This window comes from Pseudomonas citronellolis (assembly GCF_029335315.1).
Classification (GTDB): domain Bacteria; phylum Pseudomonadota; class Gammaproteobacteria; order Pseudomonadales; family Pseudomonadaceae; genus Pseudomonas; species Pseudomonas citronellolis_A.
The window spans coordinates 1-20,356 of record NZ_JARJLT010000048.1; the positions used below are offsets into that span (position 1 = coordinate 1).

20 protein-coding genes and 1 pseudogene are annotated in these 20,356 nt (G+C 67.7%); 9 read left to right on the top strand and 12 right to left on the bottom strand.

Annotation, left to right across the window (positions count from 1 at the left end):
* From ccoN to P3W75_RS04080, 5 genes are all read right to left on the bottom strand, one after another.
* A partial coding sequence (gene ccoN / locus P3W75_RS04060; protein WP_276226092.1) for a cytochrome-c oxidase, cbb3-type subunit I occupies window positions 1–1,360 on the bottom strand: 1,360 nt, incomplete at its 3' end.
* 137 nt (window positions 1,361–1,497) lie between these two features.
* Window positions 1,498–3,330, bottom strand: coding sequence for an ABC transporter ATP-binding protein (locus tag P3W75_RS04065; protein ID WP_276226093.1), 1,833 nt, complete (start codon window positions 3,328–3,330; stop codon window positions 1,498–1,500).
* 75 nt (window positions 3,331–3,405) lie between these two features.
* A complete protein-coding gene (gene ppiA, locus P3W75_RS04070) occupies window positions 3,406–3,966 on the bottom strand; it encodes a peptidylprolyl isomerase PpiA (protein WP_276226109.1) in 561 nt (186 codons plus the stop codon).
* Between the two features lie 30 nt (window positions 3,967–3,996).
* Window positions 3,997–4,788, bottom strand: a complete 792-nt coding sequence (locus tag P3W75_RS04075) for an alpha/beta fold hydrolase (RefSeq protein ID WP_276226094.1) — start codon at window positions 4,786–4,788, stop codon at window positions 3,997–3,999.
* Between the two features lie 27 nt (window positions 4,789–4,815).
* Window positions 4,816–5,742, bottom strand: coding sequence for a LysR family transcriptional regulator (locus P3W75_RS04080; protein ID WP_276226095.1), 927 nt, complete (start codon window positions 5,740–5,742; stop codon window positions 4,816–4,818).
* Window positions 5,743–5,794: 52 nt separating this feature from the next.
* Here P3W75_RS04080 and P3W75_RS04085 point away from each other — a divergent pair, with 52 nt between their 5' ends.
* The 4 genes from P3W75_RS04085 (at window position 5,795) to rarD (ending at window position 8,930) form a co-directional block, all read left to right on the top strand.
* Window positions 5,795–6,109: a 3-phosphoglycerate kinase gene (locus tag P3W75_RS04085; protein WP_276226096.1), complete on the top strand. Its 315-nt coding sequence runs from the start codon at window positions 5,795–5,797 to the stop codon at window positions 6,107–6,109.
* Window positions 6,110–6,257: 148 nt separating this feature from the next.
* Window positions 6,258–6,857, top strand: coding sequence for an FMN-dependent NADH-azoreductase (locus P3W75_RS04090; RefSeq protein ID WP_276226097.1), 600 nt, complete (start codon window positions 6,258–6,260; stop codon window positions 6,855–6,857).
* A gap of 310 nt (window positions 6,858–7,167) precedes the next feature.
* Window positions 7,168–8,031 carry a carboxylate/amino acid/amine transporter gene (locus P3W75_RS04095; RefSeq protein WP_276226098.1) on the top strand — a complete coding sequence of 288 codons (864 nt, stop codon included), beginning with the start codon at window positions 7,168–7,170 and terminating at the stop codon, window positions 8,029–8,031.
* Entirely contained in the window at window positions 8,028–8,930 is a 903-nt protein-coding gene (rarD, locus tag P3W75_RS04100) for an EamA family transporter RarD (protein WP_276226099.1), read from the top strand. The genes P3W75_RS04095 and rarD overlap by 4 nt, the downstream gene beginning before the upstream one ends.
* Before the next feature lie 48 nt (window positions 8,931–8,978).
* Here rarD and P3W75_RS04105 read toward each other — a convergent pair whose 3' ends face one another.
* The 5 genes from P3W75_RS04105 to P3W75_RS04125 form a co-directional block, all read right to left on the bottom strand.
* On the bottom strand, window positions 8,979–9,581 hold the full coding sequence (locus P3W75_RS04105; RefSeq protein ID WP_276226100.1) for a C40 family peptidase: 603 nt from the start codon (window positions 9,579–9,581) through the stop codon (window positions 8,979–8,981).
* 368 nt (window positions 9,582–9,949) lie between these two features.
* Window positions 9,950–10,357 (bottom strand): NUDIX hydrolase, encoded by a 408-nt coding sequence (locus P3W75_RS04110; RefSeq protein ID WP_276226101.1) that lies wholly within the window; start codon window positions 10,355–10,357, stop codon window positions 9,950–9,952.
* 8 nt (window positions 10,358–10,365) lie between these two features.
* Complete coding sequence (locus P3W75_RS04115; RefSeq protein ID WP_276226102.1) at window positions 10,366–10,896, bottom strand: dihydrofolate reductase family protein; 531 nt, start codon at window positions 10,894–10,896, stop codon at window positions 10,366–10,368.
* 98 nt (window positions 10,897–10,994) lie between these two features.
* Entirely contained in the window at window positions 10,995–12,299 is a 1,305-nt protein-coding gene (locus P3W75_RS04120) for a mechanosensitive ion channel family protein (protein ID WP_276226103.1), read from the bottom strand.
* Window positions 12,300–12,449: 150 nt separating this feature from the next.
* Window positions 12,450–13,814: an MFS transporter gene (locus tag P3W75_RS04125; RefSeq protein ID WP_276226104.1), complete on the bottom strand. Its 1,365-nt coding sequence runs from the start codon at window positions 13,812–13,814 to the stop codon at window positions 12,450–12,452.
* Window positions 13,815–13,971: 157 nt separating this feature from the next.
* Here P3W75_RS04125 and P3W75_RS04130 point away from each other — a divergent pair, with 157 nt between their 5' ends.
* On the top strand, window positions 13,972–15,312 hold the full coding sequence (locus P3W75_RS04130) for a DEAD/DEAH box helicase (protein WP_276226105.1): 1,341 nt from the start codon (window positions 13,972–13,974) through the stop codon (window positions 15,310–15,312).
* 106 nt (window positions 15,313–15,418) lie between these two features.
* Here P3W75_RS04130 and P3W75_RS04135 read toward each other — a convergent pair whose 3' ends face one another.
* Entirely contained in the window at window positions 15,419–17,239 is a 1,821-nt protein-coding gene (locus tag P3W75_RS04135; protein WP_276226106.1) for an acyl-CoA dehydrogenase C-terminal domain-containing protein, read from the bottom strand.
* A 150-nt stretch (window positions 17,240–17,389) separates the two neighbouring features.
* Here P3W75_RS04135 and P3W75_RS04140 point away from each other — a divergent pair, with 150 nt between their 5' ends.
* The 4 genes from P3W75_RS04140 to P3W75_RS04155 all read left to right on the top strand — a co-directional run bounded on the left by P3W75_RS04140 (window position 17,390) and on the right by P3W75_RS04155 (window position 19,814).
* The gene (locus P3W75_RS04140) at window positions 17,390–17,806 is read left to right on the top strand and encodes a MarR family winged helix-turn-helix transcriptional regulator (protein ID WP_276226107.1); all 417 of its coding nucleotides are present in this window, start codon (window positions 17,390–17,392) and stop codon (window positions 17,804–17,806) included.
* A gap of 76 nt (window positions 17,807–17,882) precedes the next feature.
* Window positions 17,883–19,079: an MFS transporter gene (locus P3W75_RS04145; protein WP_276226110.1), complete on the top strand. Its 1,197-nt coding sequence runs from the start codon at window positions 17,883–17,885 to the stop codon at window positions 19,077–19,079.
* Window positions 19,076–19,201 carry a hypothetical protein gene (locus tag P3W75_RS04150; RefSeq protein ID WP_276226111.1) on the top strand — a complete coding sequence of 42 codons (126 nt, stop codon included), beginning with the start codon at window positions 19,076–19,078 and terminating at the stop codon, window positions 19,199–19,201. The genes P3W75_RS04145 and P3W75_RS04150 overlap by 4 nt, the downstream gene beginning before the upstream one ends.
* A 58-nt stretch (window positions 19,202–19,259) precedes the next feature.
* Window positions 19,260–19,814: a glutathione peroxidase gene (locus P3W75_RS04155; RefSeq protein WP_276226108.1), complete on the top strand. Its 555-nt coding sequence runs from the start codon at window positions 19,260–19,262 to the stop codon at window positions 19,812–19,814.
* A gap of 132 nt (window positions 19,815–19,946) precedes the next feature.
* Here P3W75_RS04155 and P3W75_RS04160 read toward each other — a convergent pair.
* Window positions 19,947–20,356, bottom strand: a pseudogene (locus tag P3W75_RS04160) (hypothetical protein); the annotation flags it as partial.

Here is a 20,356-nt window from a genome sequence, read left to right on the forward strand (position 1 = left end):
AGGCCATCAGCAGCATGCCGCTGAGGAACAGCAGGCCGCCGCACATGCGCACCACGAAGCCCGGGTGGCTGGCCTGCAGGGCCTCGACGAAGGAGTAGGTGAGGGTGCCGTCGGCGTTCACCGCGCGCCACATCAGGCCCTGGGTGATGCCGTTGACCCACATCGAGGCGATGTACAGCACGGTGCCGATGGTGGCGAGCCAGAAGTGCGCGTTGATCAGCCCCACGCTGTGCATCTGCTCGCGACCGAACACCTTCGGAATCAGGTGGTACAGCGAGCCGATGGAGATCATCGCCACCCAGCCCAGCGCCCCGGCGTGGACGTGGCCGATGGTCCAGTCGGTGTAGTGGGAGAGGGCGTTGACGGTCTTGATCGCCATCATCGGGCCTTCGAAGGTGGACATGCCGTAGAACGCCAGGGATACCACCAGGAAGCGCAGGATCGGGTCGCTGCGCAGCTTATGCCAGGCCCCGGAGAGGGTCATCATGCCGTTGATCATGCCGCCCCAGGACGGTGCCAGGAGGATCAGCGACATCACCATGCCGAGGGACTGCGCCCAGTCCGGCAGGGCGGTGTAGTGCAGGTGGTGCGGGCCGGCCCAGATGTACAGGGTGATCAGCGCCCAGAAGTGCACGATCGACAGGCGATAGGAGTACACCGGGCGCCCGGCCTGCTTGGGCACGAAGTAGTACATCATGCCGAGGAAGCCGGTGGTCAGGAAGAAGCCCACGGCGTTGTGCCCGTACCACCACTGCACCATGGCGTCGGTGGCGCCGGAATACACCGGGTAGGACTTGAACCAGTCCACCGGGATGGCCAGGTGGTTGACGATGTGCAGCATCGCGGTGACCAGGATGAAGGCCGCGAAGAACCAGTTGCCGACGTAGATGTGCGAGGTCCTGCGCTTGACCAGGGTGCCGAAGAACACCACCGCGTAGGCGACCCAGACGATGGCCATCCACACCGCGCCGGTGAACTCGATCTCGGCGTATTCCTTGGTGGTGGTGTAGCCCAGCGGCAGGCTTACCAGCATGGTCAGGATCAGCGCCTGCCAGCCCCAGAAGGTGAAGGCGGCGAGGCGGTCGGAGAACAGCCGCACCTGGCAGGTGCGCTGCACCGTGTAGTAGCTGGTGGCGAACAGCGCGCAGCCGCCGAAGGCGAAGATCACCAGGCTGGTGTGCAGTGGCCGCAGGCGGCCGAAGCTGGTCCAGGGCAGGTCCAGGTTCATCTGCGGCCAGACCAGTTGCGAGGCGATGAGCACGCCCATCGCCATGCCGACCACGCCCCAGACCACCGTCATGATGGCGAACTGGCGTACCACCTTGTAGTTGTACGCCTGCTCCGTGCTTGCTGTGTTCATCGCTCGTCCCGTCTCTGTCGGATTGCCGGCGCGCCGCCGGGTGGGACGGCGGCGCGCCATCGAGCGGGCAATCTAAGCGCCGGGCGGGCGCCGCGACAGATTCAGATGGGACGTGCAAAGGCGTATCAGCGCGGCCCTCAGTCGACGCCGACGAAGCCGCCGGTCTGGTGCCGCCACAGGCGCGCGTAGAGGCCGCCCTGTTCGATGAGTTCGGCGTGGCTGCCGCTTTCCACGATGCGCCCGTGCTCCAGCACCACCAGGCGGTCCATGCGGGCGATGGTGGAGAGGCGGTGGGCGATGGCGATCACCGTCTTGCCCTGCATCAGCGTCTCCAGGCTTTCCTGGATGGCCGATTCGACTTCCGAGTCGAGCGCCGAGGTGGCTTCGTCGAGGATCAGCAGGGGCGCGTCCTTGAGCAGTACGCGGGCGATGGCGATGCGCTGGCGCTGGCCGCCGGAGAGCTTCACGCCGCGCTCGCCGACGTGGGCGTCGAGGCCGGTGCGGCCCTGGGCGTCGTACAGCTGCGGGATGAACTCGCTGGCGCGGGCCTTGCGGATCGCCTCCTGCAGGTCTTCCTCGCTGGCGCCGGGGCGGCCGTAGAGCAGGTTGTCGCGGATCGAGCGGTGCAGCAGCGAGGTGTCCTGGGTGACCATGCCGATCTGCGCGCGCAGGCTCTCCTGGGTCACCCCGGCGATGTCCTGGCCGTCGATCAGGATGCGCCCGCCTTCCAGGTCGTAGAGGCGCAGCAGCAGGTTGACCAGGGTCGACTTGCCGGCGCCGGAGGGGCCGACCAGGCCGATCTTCTCGCCCGGCCGCACCACCAGGTCGAGGCCCTGGATCAGGCCGCTGCCCTTGCCGTAGCTGAAGTCGACGTGGTCGAAGTTCACCTCGCCGTGGTCCACCTTCAGCGGCTGGGCGCCGGGCTTGTCGACCACCTGGCGCGGCATGGCGATGGTCTGCATGCCATCCTGCACCTGGCCGACGTTCTCGAAGATGCCGCCGACCACCCACATGATCCAGCCGGACATGTTGTTGATGCGGATCACCAGGCTGGTGGCCAGGGCGATGGCGCCCACCGAGATCAGGCCCTGGGTCCACAGCCACAGCGCCAGGCCGGTGGTGCCGGCGATCAGCAGGCCGTTCATGAAGGTGATGCTGACGTCCATCGAGGTCACCACGCGCCCGGCGCGCTGGGCCTTGTGGGTCTGGTCGGCGATCGCCTCGCGGGCGTAGTCCTCTTCCTGGCGGGTGTGGGCGAACAGCTTGAGGGTGGTGATGTTGGTGTAGCCGTCGACGATCCGCCCCATCAGCTTGGAGCGCGAATCCGAGGCGGCCACCGAGCGGCGTTTCACCTGCGGCACGAAGTAGGCGAGGGCGCCGACGTAGGCGAAGACCCAGAGCACCAGGGGGATCATCAGTCGCCAGTCGGCCTCGGCGAACAGCACCAGGGCGCTGACGGTGTAGATCGCCACGTGCCAGAGCGCGTCCACCACCTGCACCGCCGAATCGCGCAGGGAGTTGCCGGTCTGCATGATGCGCTGGGCGATGCGCCCGGCGAAGTCGTTCTGGAAGAAGCCCAGGCTCTGCTTGAGCACGTAGCGGTGGTTCTGCCAGCGGATCAGGTTGGTCATGCTGGGGTTGATGCTCTGGTGCACCAGCATGTCGTGCAGGGCGTTGAACAGCGGGCGCAGCACCAGCGCCACCACGGCCATCCACAACAGCTCGTTGCCGTGCAGCTGGAAGAATTCGGCGGGCGCGGTCTTCTGCGCGAGATCGACGATGCGTCCCAGGTAGCTGAACAGCGCCACCTCGATCAGCGCGACCACCAGGCCGACCACCAGCAGGACCGAGAACACCGGCCACACCTGGCGCAGGTAGAAGACGTAGAAGCGCACGACGTCGGCCGGCGGCATGCGCTCGGGGCTGTCGCGGAAGGGATCGATGAGCTTTTCGAAGCGGCGGTAAAGCATGATGTCTCTCGGTTGTCGCGGGTCCGTCCTGGACCCGCCGTTTCAGGCCTCCGTCAGCGCGGGAATCGGGGATTCTCAGAGACGCTTGGCGGAGAGTATGACCACCGCTTCGCTCGGCACGTTCTGGTTCATGCCGCGATTGGTGGTGGGCACCTTGGCGATCAGGTCGACCACGCCCATGCCACGCACGACCTTGCCGAACACCGCGTAACCGAAGTCGCGCTGGCCGTGGTCGAGGAAGTCGTTGTCGGTCAGGTTGATGAAGAACTGGCTGGTGGCCGAGTCCACGTCGCTGGTGCGCGCCATGGCCAGGGTGCCGCGGGCGTTCAGCAGGCCGTTGTCGGCCTCGTTCTTGATCGGCTCGCCGGTGTCCTTCTCCTGCATCTTCTCGGTGAAGCCGCCGGTCTGCACCATGAAGCCGGGGATCACCCGGTGGAAGATGGTGCCGTTGTAGAAGCCGCTGTCGACGTAGCCGAGGAAGTTCTTCACGCTGATCGGCGCCTTGGCGGTGTCGAGCTCGACTTCGATCTCGCCGAGGGTGGTGGACAGCAGCACATGGGGTTTCGCCGGGTCGGCGGCGAGCGCCGAGGTGGCCAGGACAAGCGTACAGGCGGCGAGCAGGAAGCGTTTGAACAGGGTCATTTTGCGGATGTTTCCTGAGGGTGTTTAGGAATGGTCTACCTGCTCGAGGAAGTCGAGCAGGGTGCTGTTGAAGGCGTGCGGCTGGTCCAGCGGCGTGGCGTGGCGCGAGTCCTCGATCACCACCAGGCGCGCGTTGGGCAGGCGCTCGACATAGGCCTGCTTGAGCGTCACCGGGGTGTAGTCGCGGTCGGCGCTGACCACCAGCGTTGGACAGGTTATGCGCCCGAGGCGTTCCTGCACACCCCAGCCGATGATGGCGTGCAGGCTGGAAAGGTAAGCGCGTTTGTCGTTCTGCGGCCAGCGCTGCTCGATCTTGCGGCGCAGGTCGGCCTGCTCCGGCTTGGGGAACAGCAGGCGGCCGAGGGCCTTGCCCACGGTGTCCAGGCCCAGGACGTGGGCGAGGAACAGCCGCCGCGCCACTTCCAGGTACTCGCGCGGGGTGCGCGGCTTCACTTCCGGGGCGCTGTTGACGATGGTCAGGCTCTTCAACAGTTCCGGCCGGCGGGTGGCCAGCTCGAAGCCGATCATGCCGCCCATGCTGATGCCCACCAGATGCACCGGGGCCAGGCGCAGCTGCTCGATCAGCGCCGCCACGTCGGCGGCGAAGCCGGCGATGCTGTAGCGCTCGCGCGGCTTGTCGGACTGGCCGTGGCCACGCACGTCGAGGGCGATCACCCGGTGCCGCTTGCGCAGCTCCGGCACCTGGTACTCCCAGTCGCGGCTGCTCGAGCCGAGGCCGTGGACCAGCAGCACCGGGGTGCCCTGGCCGTCGTCCTCGAAGTACAGGCGCTGGCCGTCATGGTGCAGGTAGGGCATGCGCGGGTTCTCCTCGCAGGACGGGGCTCAGGAGGCGCTCTGCGGCGCGCCGAAGGGCGCGTCCAGGGGCACGTTGGCGAAGGTCTTCAGCAGCTCGACGAGGATCTGCGTGGCCGGGCCCAGGGGCTTTTCCTTGTTCGGGTAAAGATAGAAGCGGCTCTCGCGGGTGGTGCCCTGGGTCAGCGGCAGGGGCTTGAGCTGGCCGTCGCGCAGTTCGCGCTCGATCATGTGCCGCGGCAGCCAGGCGAAGCCCAGGCCGTTGCCGACGAAGGTCGCGGCGGTGGCCAGGCTGCCCACCGTCCAGCGCTGCTCGGCGCCCAGCCAGCCGACGTCGCGCGGTTGCAGGCGGCCGGAGTCGCGGATCACCACCTGCATCTGGGTTTCCAGGTCCTGGTGGGTCAGCTCGCGCTGCAGGCGGTGCAGCGGGTGGTCGGGGTTGGCCACGGCGACGAAGTCCACGGTGCACAGGTCGGCGCCCAGGTAGCCGGCGATGTTCAGCCCGCTGATGGCCAGGTCGGCGTGGCCCTGCAGCAGCGCCTCCTCGACCCCGGAGAGCACTTCCTCGCGCAGCAGCACGCGGCAGCCGCGGCTCTGCGGCATGAATGCGGACAGCGCGCGGACCAGGCGCAGCGACGGGTAGGCGGCGTCCACCACCAGGCGCACCTCCGGCTCCCAGCCCTGCTCCATGTGGTGCGCCAGTTCTTCCAGCTGGCCGGCGCTCTTCACCAGTTGCCGCGAACGGCGCAGCAGCACCTCGCCGGCCTCGGTGAGCACCGCCTTGCGTCCGTCGATGCGCAGCAGCGGCACGCCGAGCTGCTCCTGCATGCGCGCCACCGTGTAGCTGATGGAGGATTGCGAACGGTGCAGGGCTTCGGCGGCCTGGGCGAAGCCGCCGTGGTCGACCACCGCCTGCAGGGTTCGCCATTGATCCAGGGTAACGCGGGGCGCTTTCATCCTCGCCTCCTCTTGTCTAATCTGGCGGCCTTACCTGGAGCGAGATCGCCACATGAAAAGAATCTGTTGTGCGCTGCTGCTGTGCCTGCCGCTGACGGCCATGGCCTACCCGACCGAGATGGAAAAATCCCTCAATGGCACGGAGATCGACGTGCAGACCCAGGACATCGGCGACAGCATGGGTGCCGTGCTGCTGCAGAACTACGGCAAGCAGGACGTGGCCTGCACCGCCGTGTTCCAGAACGGCCCGGAGACACCCAAGGTGCGCAAGACGGTGATCGCCGCCGGCAAGAGCAGCAACCTCACCGCCAGCTTCGGCCGCGCCATCATCAAGCTGCGCATCAAGCTGACCTGCAACCCGAACTGACGCGGTTGCGCCTGGTTACCAGACTAGGAGTAGATGCGGGATAAATCAACTATATCGATATTTTGAAGCAATTATTTCTGCTTTTTTATCGATCTATCCCGCCATAAGCTGACCTCCATCGACGCAACGACCGCTGGAGGTCAAGCCCATGTCCCGTGTTCTGGTTATCGAAAGCAGCGCCCGCCAACAAGGTTCGGTCTCCCGCCAACTGACCGCCGAATTCATCGCCAACTGGCGCGCCGCGCACCCGGCCGACGCGATCCAGGTCCGCGACCTGGCGCTGGAACAGGTACCGCACCTGGACGCCGACCTGCTCGGTGGCTGGATGAAGCCGGCCGACCAGCAGAGCGCCGCCGAACAGGCCGCCCTGCAGCGTTCCAACCTGCTCACCGACGAGCTGCTGGCCGCCGACGTGCTGGTGCTGGCCGCGCCCATGTACAACTTCGCCATCCCCAGCACCCTGAAGTCCTGGCTGGACCACGTGCTGCGCGCCGGCGTCACCTTCAAGTACACCGAAACCGGCCCGCAGGGCCTGCTCACCGGCAAGCGCGCCTACATCCTGACCAGCCGTGGCGGCGTCTACGCCGGCGGCCCGCTGGACCACCAGGAACCCTACCTGCGCCAGGCGCTGGCCTTCGTCGGCATCCATGACGTCACCTTCGTCCACGCCGAAGGCCTGAACATGGGCGCCGAGTTCGCCGACAAGGGCCTGGCCAAGGCCCGCGAGCAACTGGCCGCGGTGGCCTGAGCCGCCACACCCCGAGTCTCCTTGCGCGCCCCCACGCTCCTGGGCGCGGTGCCTGGCCGACGACCTTCCCCCTGAATGTCGGCCGGGCTTTTTCTTTTCCGGCGCCAGCCCGATCGCGGATGCACGGTTCCTGATCCACTTGTAGGAGCGAACTCTGGCGGCAGGATCGCGGAGGCATGCGCGGCGCTGAAACCCTCGTCCTGCGACCAAGGTCCAGCCCCCGGCTATCCTCTAGCGGGCCGGCGACCCTTCCTTCGCCCCGGCAAAACGGCTATTTTCGCCGCCCCTTTTTCCCTGCGCCTGCCCGCTCATGCCTTACCTGCTCTTCGTCACCGTCCTCTGGGCGTTCTCCTTTAGCCTGATCGGCGAGTACCTCGCCGGCCAGGTGGACAGCTATTTCGCCGTGCTCACCCGCGTGCTGCTGGCCGGCGCGGTGTTCCTGCCGCTGACCCGCTGGCGCGGCGTGGCGCCGCGCTTCATCGGCGGGGTGATGCTGGTGGGGGCGCTGCAGTTCGGCGTCACCTACGTCTGCCTGTACCAGAGCTTCCGCGTGCTGACGGTGCCCGAGGTGCTGCTGTTCACCGTGCTCACGCCGCTGCACGTGGCGCTGATCGACGACGCCCTGAACCGCCGCTTCAACCCCTGGGCGCTGCTGGCCGCCGCCGTCGCCGTGCTGGGCGCGGCGATCATCCGCTACGACGGCGTCAGCGGTGACTTCGTCGAGGGCTTCCTGCTACTGCAACTGGCCAACGCCACCTTCGCCGCCGGCCAGGTGCTGTACAAGCACCTGGTGGCGCGCTACCCGTCGGAGCTCCCGCAGCACCGGCGCTTCGGCTATTTCTTCGTCGGCGCGCTGCTGATCGCGCTGCCCGGCTGGCTGCTGCTGGGCAACCCGGCGAAGCTGCCGAGCACCGAGGTGCAATGGCTGGTGCTGGTGTTCATGGGCCTGCTGGCCACCGCGCTGGGGCAGTTCTGGTGGAACAAGGGCGGCACCCTGGTCGACGGCGGCACCCTGGCGGTGATGAACAACCTGCACGTGCCGGTGGGGCTGCTGATCAACCTGCTGATCTGGAACCAGCACGCCGACCTCGGTCGCCTGGCGCTGGGCGGCGCGGTGATAGTGGCGTCGCTGGGGGTCAACCGCCTGGGTCTGGCGCGGCGGGTGGCGGTATGAACATCTCCGGACGCGGCGTCGCGTTGTCCCTGGCCGCCTCGGTGCTGTTCGTCACCCTGCCGGGCTACCTGCGCTGGCTGGCGCCGCTGGACAGCGTGCAGATAGTCGCGCACCGGGTGGTCTGGTCGATTCCCATGGTGCTGTTGCTGGTGGCCTTCACCGGACAGGGCGCGGTGTTGCGCGAATCCGCCCGGCGCCTGCTGCGCGAGCGCTGGCTGCTGCTGTGCTTCCCGCTGAGCGCGGCGATGATGCTGGTGCAGTGGGGCGTGTTCATCTACGCGCCCATGGTCGGCCAGACCCTGCAGCTGTCCCTGGGCTACTTCCTGCTGCCGCTGACCATGGTGCTCTGCGGCCGGCTGTTCTATGGCGAACGCCTGACCTCGCTGCAGAGCATCGCTGTGGCCTGCGCGCTGGCCGGGGTACTCCACGAGCTGTGGCTGACCCGCGCCTTCTCCTGGTTCAGCCTGATCACCGCGCTGGGTTATCCACCGTATTTCATGCTGCGCCGGCGCATGGGCGTGGACGCGCTGTCCGGCTTCGTCTTCGAGATGCTGGTGCTGTTGCCCTTCGCGCTCTGGACCATCGGCCATTTCGGCGACCTGCGCCTGGTCGCCGACACCCCGCGCCTGTGGGCGCTGCTGCCGCTGCTGGGGCTGATCAGCGCGCTGGCCTTCGGCGCCATGATGGCGTCGAGCCGGCTGCTGCCCATGGGTCTGTTCGGCATCCTCAGCTACGTCGAGCCGATGCTGCTGTTCCTGCTCGCCGTGCTGCTGCTCGGCGAGGATTTCCAGGCGCAGCAGTTGTGGACCTACGGGCCGATCTGGCTGGCCATCCTGCTCACCGGCTGGGACAGCGCGCGGCTGTTGCGCAAGCAGGCGCGGCGCCGGGCGCGCGGCTGAAAACGAAAAAACCCGGGCCAGGCCCGGGTTTTTTCATGCAGCGTCGGCTTACTCGTAGCGGTGCGCCGGGATGTCGGCCCTGGCCAGGGTTTCCGGCAGGACGCGCTTGGCGGCGAGGTAATGGCGCTGCCAGTACTTGTCGTTGAGGTTGGCCACCTTGACCTTCTGCCCGCGGCGCGGGGCGTGGACGAAGCGGTCGTTGCCGACGTAGATGCCAACGTGGTCGACGTTGCGGCTGCGGATGCGGAAGAACACCAGGTCGCCGGGCTGCAGGTCGCCGCGCGCCACCTTGGGGTTGCTGCTCTGGAAGATCGCCCGCGCGGTGCGCGGCAGTTCCACGTCGTCGACGTCACGGAACACGTACTTCACCAGGCCGCTGCAATCGAAGCCCTTGGGCGAGGTGCCGCCCCAGCGATAGGGCGTGCCGATCATGCTGAAGGCGCGCTTGGTCACCTGGTGGGCGTCGCTGCTGTCCTGCTTCGCCGGGGTGGCGACGGTCAGCAGGTCCTTGCCCTGGACCGGCACACGGAGTTCGATGGGCGCCGGCGTGTAGGTCCGGGCGGCCCGCGGTGAGGCGTCAGCCTCGGTCACAACGGCAGCCAAGGTGGCCGCCAAGCCTATGGAAAGGCATGTCAAAAGGGTACTGCGCATTCGGCATGTCTTCTTTCTGGTTGTGGATGTAACCCAGACTCCGCTGGATCGCCGTTGCTCTTCGGCGGGCGATGGTTTCCTTTGGTCCGCGAGAAATTCGGCGCATTCTGCCCCAGTTTTCGTGACAGCGATTTGACCGTCCGTCGATTCCGCCGGGGGCCATGTGACTTCCGAGGCCGCCCGTGACATGTGTTCGGACCCATGGGTCAGGCGCCGACCTTATAGCCGAAAGCCCTATGCCAGGCGGGTTTCGCCGTGCTGGCGGAATGCTCTGGCAGGGAGTCGGAGGAGGGCGCGGAGGACAGCGGGATGAGACCTGGCGTCGCAGGTAAAAACCCGACGAAATGCAGGTCAAATACTGATTTTCATCAGTCGGCGAGGTGTTCGCGCAGGGCCGGCAGGACTTTTTCCCGCAGCAGCGGTGCCAGCGGTTCGGGATGCTTGGCGCCATCCAGCCAGGCCAGTTCCTCCAGCTCGGCGGCGGCGCTGACCGGGTGCGGCAGGCGGGCGACGAAAATGTGCGCGTCGACGCGGGTGTCGGCTTCGTTGGCCGCCGGCGCCTGGAAGTTGCCCAGCGGGCGCAGGGCCTCGCGCGGCAGGCGCAGGCCGAGCTCCTCTTCGAGTTCGCGCAGCAGCGCCTGTTCGGCGCTTTCCCCGGCTTCGCGCTTGCCGCCGGGCAGCATGAACGCCCGGGTGCCGCGCTTGCGCACCAGCAGCAGGCGGCCGTTGTCGTCGAGCAGGCAGGCGGCGGCGATATCGAGGGTGGTGACGGGCATGGCGGAACTCACTTGATGACCTGGTAGCGCATCTGCACGATGCCGCTGGGAAAGCTGCGCTGCTCCAGCAGCTGCAGGCGCCTTTCGAGCCCGATGCCGAACAGCGGAATGCCGGCGCCGAGCAGGAGCGGAATGATGCTGACGATCACCTCGTCGAGCAAGTCCGCCGCCAGGCAGTTGCCGGCCAGGCTGCCACCGCCGACCAGCCAGACCCGCTGGCAGCCGCGCGCCTCCAGGCTGGCCAGGGCTTCGCTGGGGGGGAGGTGCAGCAGCTCCACCTGCGGCGCGGCCTGGGGTAACTGGTTGGCGCGGGTGAGAACGATGGCGGGTTTGTCCGGGTAGGGCCAACCGCCGGAGTCCAGGCACCACAGATAGGTGCCGCGCCCCATCAGCAGGGCGTCGATGCCGCTGTAGAACGCGGCGTAGCCATGGTCGTCGCCCTGGCCGTCGTAGCCGTGCAGCCAGTCGACGCTGCCGTCCGGGCGCGCGATATAGCCGTCCAGGCTGCTGGCCACGTAATAGATGAGGGTGGCGGGCACGGGGTGTCTCCATCGGCAGGGGCGCGCCAGCGGGCGCCTGCTTCAAGGATGGCATCGGCCTGGCGCAGGGGCCAGGCCGAGCACTGTCGTTCGTCCCCTCAGGCCTGCTCTGCGTCGAGTCGCGCGGGGTGCGAGGCCGGCGTCGGCGGCAGCAGGCCCCGCAGGCCACCGCGCAGGTCCTGGCCGCTGGGTTGCTGGTACATCCCCAGGCCGAACTCCGGGAGCACCGCCAACAGGTAGTCGAAGATGTCGCCCTGGATGCGTTCGTAGTCGAGCCAGCTGGTGGTGCGGGTGAAGCAGTACACCTCCAGCGGCACGCCCTCGGCGGTGGGCTGCAGCTGGCGGACCATGCAGGTCATCTGCGGGTGGATGTCCGGGTGCGCCTTGAGGTAGGCCTCGGCGTAGGCGCGGAAGGTGCCGATGTTGGTCAGCCGCCGGCGGTTGGCCGAAAGCGGTGCGGCACCGGCGTTGGCCTGGTTCCACTCGCTCAGTTCGTCGCGCTTGCGGCGCAGGTAGTCGGTCAGCAGGCGCACGCCGGACAGGCGCTGCGCCTCGTCCTCGTCGAGGAAGCGCACCTGGCTGGCGTCGAGGTACAGGCTGCGCTTGATCCTCCGCCCGCCGGACTGCTGCATGCCGCGCCAGTTGCGGAAGGATTCGGACATCAGGCGCCAGGTGGGAATCGAGACGATGGTCTTGTCGAAGTTCTGCACCTTCACCGTGTGCAGGGTGATGTCCACCACGTCGCCGTCGGCGCCGACCTGCGGCATCTCGATCCAGTCGCCCACCCGCAGCATGTCGTTGCTGGTCAGCTGCACGCTGGCGACGAAGCTCAGCAGGGTGTCCTTGTAGACCAGCAGCAGGACCGCGGACATGGCGCCCAGGCCGGAAAGCAGCAGCATCGGCGAGCGGTCGATGAGGATCGAGACGATGACGATGCCGCCGAAGACGAACAGGAACAGCTTGGCCAGTTGCACGTAGCCCTTGATCGAGCGGGTGCGCGCATGTTCGGTGCGCGAGTAGATGTCCAGCAGGGCATCGAGCAGGGCGCTGAGGGCCAGCAGCAGGAACAGCGCGGTGACCGCCATGGCCAGGTTGCGCAGGAAGGCCTCGGGGCGGCCGCTCAGGTTGGGAATCAGGGCCAGGCCGAATTGCACCACCAGCGACGGCACCGTCTGCGCCAGGCGCTGGAACACGCGATTGTCGCGCAGGTCGCCGAGCCAGCTCAGCGCCGCCTGGCGCGCCAGCAGGTCGGCCAGGCGGCGCACCAGGAAGCGCGCCAGGCGGCCGAGCAGCCAGGCCACGCCGAGCAGCACGGCGAGGCCGGCGGCGGCGCTGGTCAGGGGATGTTGGTCGAGCAGGGCCCAGTAGCCCTGGAGGGTGGCGAGGAGGGAGGAAAGGTCCATAGGCCGGAAATATCCTTTGGATCGGGGCGCCAGTGCGGGGTGGCGCGTATCGCGGAGGCTAGCGGAGTAGCCATGGGGCCCGGCCGCGGCGGCCGGGATGAGCGCGATAGTGTAACGGCAGGGCCGTGAAGGATATTTCCGAAATGTAACTCAGCCCGCCAGCTCCTCCAGGGTGCGCCCGCGGGTTTCGATGCCGAAGCCCCAGACCACCGCCGCGGCCACCAGGAAGCACAGCGCGCCGAGGCTGAACACGCCACCCTGGCCGGCCACCGGCAGGATCAGCCCGCTGACCGTCGGCCCCAGCAGCGAGCCGACCCGGCCCACCGCCGACGCGAAGCCCGAGCCGGTGGCGCGCGCGGAGGTCGGGTAGAGCTCCGGGGTGTAGGTGTAGAGCACGGCCCACATGCCGAACAGGAAGAACTGCATGGCCAGGCCGAAGCCGATCAGCAGCGCCAGGCTGCCGCCGAACACTGCCGTCTGGCCGTAGGCGTAGGCCATCGCGCCGCCGCCCAGGAGCATCAGCACGCAACTCGGCTTGCGTCCCCAGCGCTCCACCAGCCAGGCGGCGCAGAGGAAGCCGGGGATGCCGGCCAGGGAGATCAGCACCGTGTAGTACACCGACTGGGTGGCGGCGAAGCCGGATTGCTGCAGCAGCGCGCTGAGCCAGGAGGTCAGGCCGTAGAAGCCGAGCAGAGCGAAGAACCACAGGCTCCACACCGTCAGGGTGCGGCTGCGGTAGGCCGGCGACCAGAGCTCGGCGAAAGCGCGGAAGAAGCCCGGCGCTGTCGGTTCGCTGCGCGCGGCGGCAACCGGCGCGGGCAGGCTGGTCAGTTTCAGCGAGGCCATCACACGCGCCTCGATGCGCTGCAGCGAGCGCTCGGCCTTGTCGGCCAGCCCGGCCTGCTCCAGCCAGCGCGGCGATTCCGGGACCAGGAAGCGGATGGCCAGGACGAACAGGGCGGGGAAGGCCAGCAGCAGGAACAGGCTGCGCCAGCCGGCCATGGGCAGGATGAAATAGGACAGGCAGCCGGCGGCGATGAAGCCCAGCGGCCAGAACCCATCCATCAGCGCGATGTAACGGCCGCGCGCCTTCGCCGGGATCATCTCGGAGAGCAGCGACTGGGCGATCGGGAACTCCATGCCCATGCCGACGCCCAGCAGCACGCGGTACAGGGTCAGGCTCTGCACGTCGCCGGCGGTGGAGCACAGGTAGCTGGCCAGGCCCCAGAGTACGATGCTCCACTGGAACACCGGCTTGCGCCCGAAGCGGTCGGCGAGCATCCCCGACAGCGCCGCGCCCAGGACCATGCCGAAGAAGCTGGAGCTGGCCAGCAGCCCGGCCTGGGCGCTGGACAGGCCGAACTCGGCTTTGATCGAGCCGAGCAGGAAGGTCATCATCGCCAGGTCCATGGAGTCGAAGAAGAAGGCCAGCGCGATGATCACGAAGATCAGCCGGTGGTAGGGGCTCAGCGGCAGGCGCTCGAGGCGCTCGGCGGCGGTGGGGCGATGCGGCATCTCGGCATTCCTCTGGCGGTCCTGCGGCCAGTCTGGGACGGGCCTGCGCGGCGGACTTGCCCGGTAGCGACGCGCGCCATGCCGATCGCGACCGGCGAATAAAACCTGCTTTCGGACGCGGCAACCGTTAGGCTATGCAGCTATTTGGTCTTTCGTGATGCCGAGGTCTGCCTTGTTCGCCCAATTCGCCCTCCATGAACGCCTGCTCAAGGCGCTGGAAACCCTGTCCTTCACCGAGCCGACCGCCGTCCAGGCCGCGGCCATCCCGAAGGCGCTGGAGGGCCGCGACCTGCGCGTGACCGCGCAGACCGGCAGCGGCAAGACCGCGGCCTTCGTGCTGCCCCTGCTGCACCGCCTGCTCAGCGAAGAGAAGCCCAAGACCGGCGCCCGCGCGCTGATCCTGCTGCCGACCCGCGAGCTGGCCCAGCAGACCCTCAAGGAAGTCGAGCGCTTCGCCCAGTTCACCTTCATCAAGGCCTGCCTGATCACCGGCGGCGAAGACTTCAAGGTGCAGGGCGCGAAGCTGCGCAAGAACCCGGAAATCATCATCGGCACCCCCGGCCGCCTCAACGAACAGTTCAACGCCGGCAACCTGCCGCTGGGCGACATCGAGGTGCTGGTGCTGGACGAGGCCGACCGCATGCTCGACATGGGCTTCTCCGAGGACGTGCTCAAGCTCGCCGGCGCCTGCCCGGCGCAGCGCCAGACCCTGCTGTTCTCCGCCACCGCCGGCAGCGGCCTGCACGCCATGGTCGAGCAGGTCCTGCGCGAGCCGGAGAACCTGCAGCTGAACCGCGTCAGCGAGCTTAACGAGGACATCCAGCAGCAGGTCATCCTGGTCGACGACAACGCCCACAAGGAAGCCATCCTGCAGTGGCTGCTGGAGAACGAGACCTTCGAGAAGGCCATCGTCTTCACCAATACCCGCATCCAGGCCGACCGCCTGACCGGCCGGCTGATCGCCGCCGGGCACAAGGTCTTCGTACTGCACGGCGACAAGGACCAGAAGGACCGCAAGCTGGCCATCGAGCGCCTCAAGCAGGGCGCGGTGAAGATCCTCGTCGCCACCGACGTGGCCGCCCGCGGCCTGGATGTCGACGGCCTGGACCTGGTGCTGAACTTCGACATGCCGCGCCGTGGCGACGAATACGTGCACCGCATCGGCCGCACCGGCCGCGCGGGCGAGAGCGGCCTGGCCATCTCGCTGGTGGGGCATGGCGACTGGAACCTGATGTCGAGCATCGAACGCTACCTCAAGGTGCGTTTCGAGCAACGCACCATCAAGGAGCTCAAGGGCAGCTACAAGGGGCCGAAGAAGGTCAAGGCCTCGGGCAAGGCCGCCGGCACCAAGAAGAAAAAGACCGACGCCGGCAAGAAGGCCGGGGCCAAGCCGGCCGCCAAGCGCAAGCCGGCGGCCAAGCCCAAGGCCGCGCCTTCGGCGGTGGTCAGCAACGACGGCATGGCCCCGCTGAAGCGCAAGAAGCCGGCCGCCGAATAAGCCTCCGGCGTCGCGCTCCTACGGCGGAAACCGTTCCTGCCCGTAGGGGCGAGCCATGCCCGCGAGTCGCGCGCATGGCGCGCTCCTACGAGGTGGCGGTCGGCTGTCAGTCGAAGGCGAAATGCTCCGCCTTCAGCCCCATCACCGAACGCACCGGCTTGCCCATCGCCGCCGCGTGGCCCTTGGCGCGCGGCAGCAGGCGGGCGAAGTAGAAGTCGCTGGTGGCGATCTTGGCCTTGTAGAAGTCGCTCGACTCGCTGCCGCCCTGGCGCAGGCGCTTGCGCGCCGCCGCTTCCTGCAGCACCCAGGCGTAGGCCAGGGCGGCATAGCCGGAGAACATCAGGTAGTCGTGGCTGGCGGTGCCCACCAGGTCGCGCTGCTTGCGCGCGGCCAGGGCGATGCGCAGGGTCAGCAGGTTCCACTGCGCGCAGAGCTTGAGTAGCGTCAGCGCGCGGCCACGCATGGCCGGTTCTTCCTTCAGGAGTCCCGTCGCGAACTTCGCCACGATCCGGGTGAAGTCGCGCACCGCCTTGCCCTGGGTCATCAGCAGCACCTTGCGGCCGAGCAGGTCGAGCGCCTGGATGCCGGTGGTGCCCTCGTAGAGCGTGGCGATGCGCGCGTCGCGGACGATCTGCTCCATGCCGTGCTCGCGGATGTAGCCATGCCCGCCGAACACCTGCATGCCCAGGTTGGCGCTCTCCAGGCCCAGCTCGGTCAGGCAGCCCTTGAGGATCGGGGTGAGGAAGCCGAGCTTGTCGTCCCAGCGCTCGTACTCGGCGTTGTCGTTGCTCAGCAGGCCCTGGATCATCTTGTCGGCGTACTGGGTGGCCAGGTAGACCAGCGCGCGGCCGCCTTCGGCCACGGCCTTCTGGGTCAGCAGCATGCGCCGCACGTCGCCGTGGTGCATGAGGCTGTCGGCCACCTGTTCCGGTTCCTTGGTCCCGGAGAGGGCGCGCATCGAGCGGCGCTCGCGGGCGTAGGCCAGCGCCCCCTGGTAGGCCAGCTCGGCGGTGGCCACGCCCTGGATGGCGGTGCCGATGCGGGCGCTGTTCATGAAGGTGAACATGCACTCCAGGCCCTTGTTCGGTTCGCCGATGAGATAGCCGATGGCCTCGTCGAAGTTCATCACGCAGGTGGCCGAAGCCTTGATGCCCATCTTCTTTTCCAGCGCGCCGCAGACCACGCCGTTGCGCGCGCCGAGGCCGCCGTCGGCGGCGGGGAGGAACTTCGGCACGATGAACAGCGAGATGCCGCGGGTGCCCTTGGGCGCGTCGGGCAGGCGGGCGAGGACGATGTGCACGATGTTCTCGGTCAGGTCGTGCTCGCCGGAGGAGATGAAGATCTTGCTGCCGGTGACCGCGTAGCTGCCGTCGGCGCGGGGTTCGGCGCGGGTCTTCACCTGGCCCAGGTCGGTGCCGCACTGCGGCTCGGTCAGGCACATGGTGCCGCCCCAGCGGCCTTCGGTGAGCGGAGTGAGAAAGGCCTGCTTCTGCTCCTCGGTGCCGTGCTGCATCAAGGTGTTCATCGCCCCCAGGGACAATCCCGGGTACATCGAGAACGGCCAGTTGGCGGTGCCGAGCATTTCCTGCTTGAGCGCGCCCAGGCTCATCGGCAGGCCCTGGCCGCCGTATTCCACCGGGTGCGACAGGCCCTGCCAGCCACCGGCCACGTAGGCGTCGTAGGCTTCCTTGAAGCCCTTCGGCGTGCGCACCTCGCCGTTCTCCAGGTGGCAGCCTTCCTCGTCGCCGGAGTGGTAGAGCGGGGCGATCACTTCCTCGCAGAGCTTCGCACATTCGCCGAGGATGGCGTCGACCATGTCCGGCGTGGCGTCGGCGCCGTTGATCAGGTTGCGGTAGTGCTCGGGGAAGTCGAAGACCTCGTTGAGCAGGAAGCGGGTGTCGCGCAGCGGGGCTTTGTACAGGGGCATCGCGGTGATCTCGGTGGGACGGTCCGCGCAGTTATACGGCCGCGCACCACGCCTGGCCTTGGCAGCGGCAACAGGCGGCGCCTGGCAGATCGGACAATCGGCGCTCGCCGCGATTGACCTGGGTGGGCGTTGCGGGTATATACACGCATCATGCTGACCACCCAATGCCTCTGCACCCAGTTGCGCCGCGCCGCTCGAGGTGTCACCCGCGTCTACGACGATGCCTTGCAGGACATCGGGCTGACGGTCGCGCAGTTTTCCCTGCTGCGCCACCTGGCGCGCCTGGAACAGCCGAGCATTTCTGCCCTGGCCGAGGCCATGGGCCTGGACCGCAGCACCCTAGGGCGCAACCTGCGGCCGTTGCAGGCCGACGGCCTGGTCGAGCTGCTGGGCGACGCCGACGACCAGCGCAACCGTCTGGTGCAGCTCACCGCCCAGGGCCGCGAGCGCCTGGAGCGGGGCGCGCAGCCCTGGGAAGATGCGCAGCAACGGATGTTCGCGCGCCTCGGCGAAGAGCGCCGCGAGCAACTGATGGCATTGCTGGGGGAACTGGAAGCCCTCGATTGACCCCGGTTGCCGCCGGGGCCTGAACGGACATATGCGGGTATATACCCCTGTTGGAGCGAGAAGAACAATGGCCAAGCTGTCGCGTGCGGGTTTCTGGATCCTGGTATCCGGCGCCCTGATCCTTGCCCTGTCCCTGGGCGTCCGTCACGGCTTCGGCCTGTTCCTCGCGCCGATGAGCGCGCAGTTCGGCTGGGGCCGCGAGGTGTTCGCCTTCGCCATCGCCCTGCAGAACCTCATCTGGGGCATCGCCCAGCCATTCACCGGCGCCTTGGCCGACCGCTTCGGCGCGGCCCGCGCGGTGCTGGTCGGTGGCCTGTTGTACGCCGTGGGCCTGGTGCTGATGGGCTACTCGGACTCGGCCATGAGCCTGTCGCTGTCCGCCGGCCTGCTGATCGGCATCGGCCTCTCCGGCACCTCCTTCTCGGTGATCCTCGGCGCCGTCGGCCGCGCCGTGCCGCTGGAGCGGCGCAGCATGGCGATGGGCGTTTCCGCTGCCGCCGGCTCTTTCGGCCAGTTCGCCATGTTGCCCGGCACCCTCGGGTTGATCGGCTGGCTCGGCTGGTCGGCGGCGCTGCTCGCCCTCGGCTTGCTGGTGGCCTTCATCGTGCCGCTGGCCGGGCTGATGCGCGACAAGCCGCTGCCGGTCCAGGGCCATGAGCAGACCCTCGGCGAGGCGCTGCGCGAGGCCTGCGGGCATTCCGGCTTCTGGCTGCTGTCGCTGGGCTTCTTCGTCTGCGGCTTCCAGGTGGTATTTATCGGCGTGCACCTGCCGGCCTACCTGGTCGACCGCCACCTGCCGGCCACCGTCGGCACCACGGTGCTGGCGCTGGTGGGGCTGTTCAACGTGTTCGGTACCTACATCGCCGGCTGGCTCGGCGGGCGCTTCAGCAAGCCGAAGCTGCTGACCGGCCTGTACCTGGTGCGCGGCCTGGTGATCCTGGCCTTCCTCTGGGCGCCGCTGACAGTGTGGACGGCCTACGCCTTCGGCATCGCCATGGGCCTGCTGTGGCTGTCCACGGTCCCGTTGACCAATGGCACCGTGGCCACCCTGTTCGGCGTGCGCAACCTGTCCATGCTTGGCGGCATCACCTTCCTGTTCCACCAGATCGGTGCCTTCCTCGGCGGCTGGCTGGGCGGCTATGTCTACGACCACACCGGCAACTACGACCTGGTCTGGCGGATAGCGATTCTCCTGTCGCTGCTCGCCGGCCTGCTCAACTGGCCGGTGCGTGAACGCCCGGTGGCGCGCCTGGGCGCCGCGGAGGCGGCGTGAGCCCGCGGGCCCTACGCCTGGGCGCCGCGCTGCTGACGGCGTTGCTGCTGGGCCTGGCCTGGTGGGGTTGGAAGCAGGGCGGCCTGGCCCTGCTGCAGGCCGGGCTCGGCCACTGCTTCTGAGGATTGCCCTGGGCGGGGCAGGGGAGTAGCGTCCTCCGTTCGAATCAGGAGAACCCCCATGTCCCGACACCTGCTACTGGGCTTGCTGTGCTGCCTGCCGCTGGCCGCCCAGGCCGCCGAGTGCCCACCCCTGCTGGCGCAGCAGGGGCACCTGCAGAAGCTGCGCTCGAAGGTCGACCTCGACCTTTGCGGGCTCTACGCCGGCAAGCCGCTGCTGGTGGTCAACACCGCCAGCCACTGCGGCTTCACCCCGCAGTTCAAGGGCCTGGAGGCGATCTACCAGCGCTACAAGGGCGAGGGCCTGGAAGTGCTCGGAGTGCCCTCGGACGACTTCAAGCAGGAAGCCGACGACGCCGCCGAAACCGCCCAGGTCTGCTACGGCAACTACGGCGTGACCTTCAACATGACCCAGGTCCAGCCGGTGCGCGGCGACGACGCCATCCCGCTGTTCCGCGAACTGGCGCGCCAGGCCGACCAGGCGCCGCGCTGGAACTTCTACAAGTACGTGGTGGACCGCCAGGGCAAGGTGGTGGCCGAGTTCCCCAGTCTGACCAAGCCGGATGATCCGGCGCTGCAGGCGGCCATCGAGAAGGCCATCGCCAGCCAGCCTTGAGCTGACTCTCGAAGCCTTATGGAGTGAGGTGACCGCCAGCGCCGATGGCGACTGGCGGATTCTTGCGGCAGGGTTTTAGCCATCGACATTTTTGGCAGAGCGCTCGCTCTGGTGTTCCAGGCGGTTGGTCGTTCATGGCCGTTTTTCTGGCTTGAGCCGGATGGCTTGCAGCTTATCGAAGTCGGGCTTGCTGTCGCCGTCGGCCACCATGCTGCCGTCGGGATAGGTGAATTGGATATAACTACCCAACTTCTGCTCTTGTGGCCAAACCGACCGTACAACACAGTCAGCATGCAAGTTAGGCTCAAATACCACCTTCCGCGCATTCGAAGCTTTGTACGTTAGGAAAATGTCTCCCTCTCCTGCGAGCAATACTTGTGTTTCGTAAGCACCTTTGAATTGCTTGTCGACCCACGGGTAGTAATCCTTTCGAATCACCAGATCGCCCTCAATTTTCTTAGGCGGATACATCGACCGTTGTTGCGGCACGTTGTTGTCGAAAATCACGATCACCCCTCCTCCCCCCCCTGGCTTCACGTTCG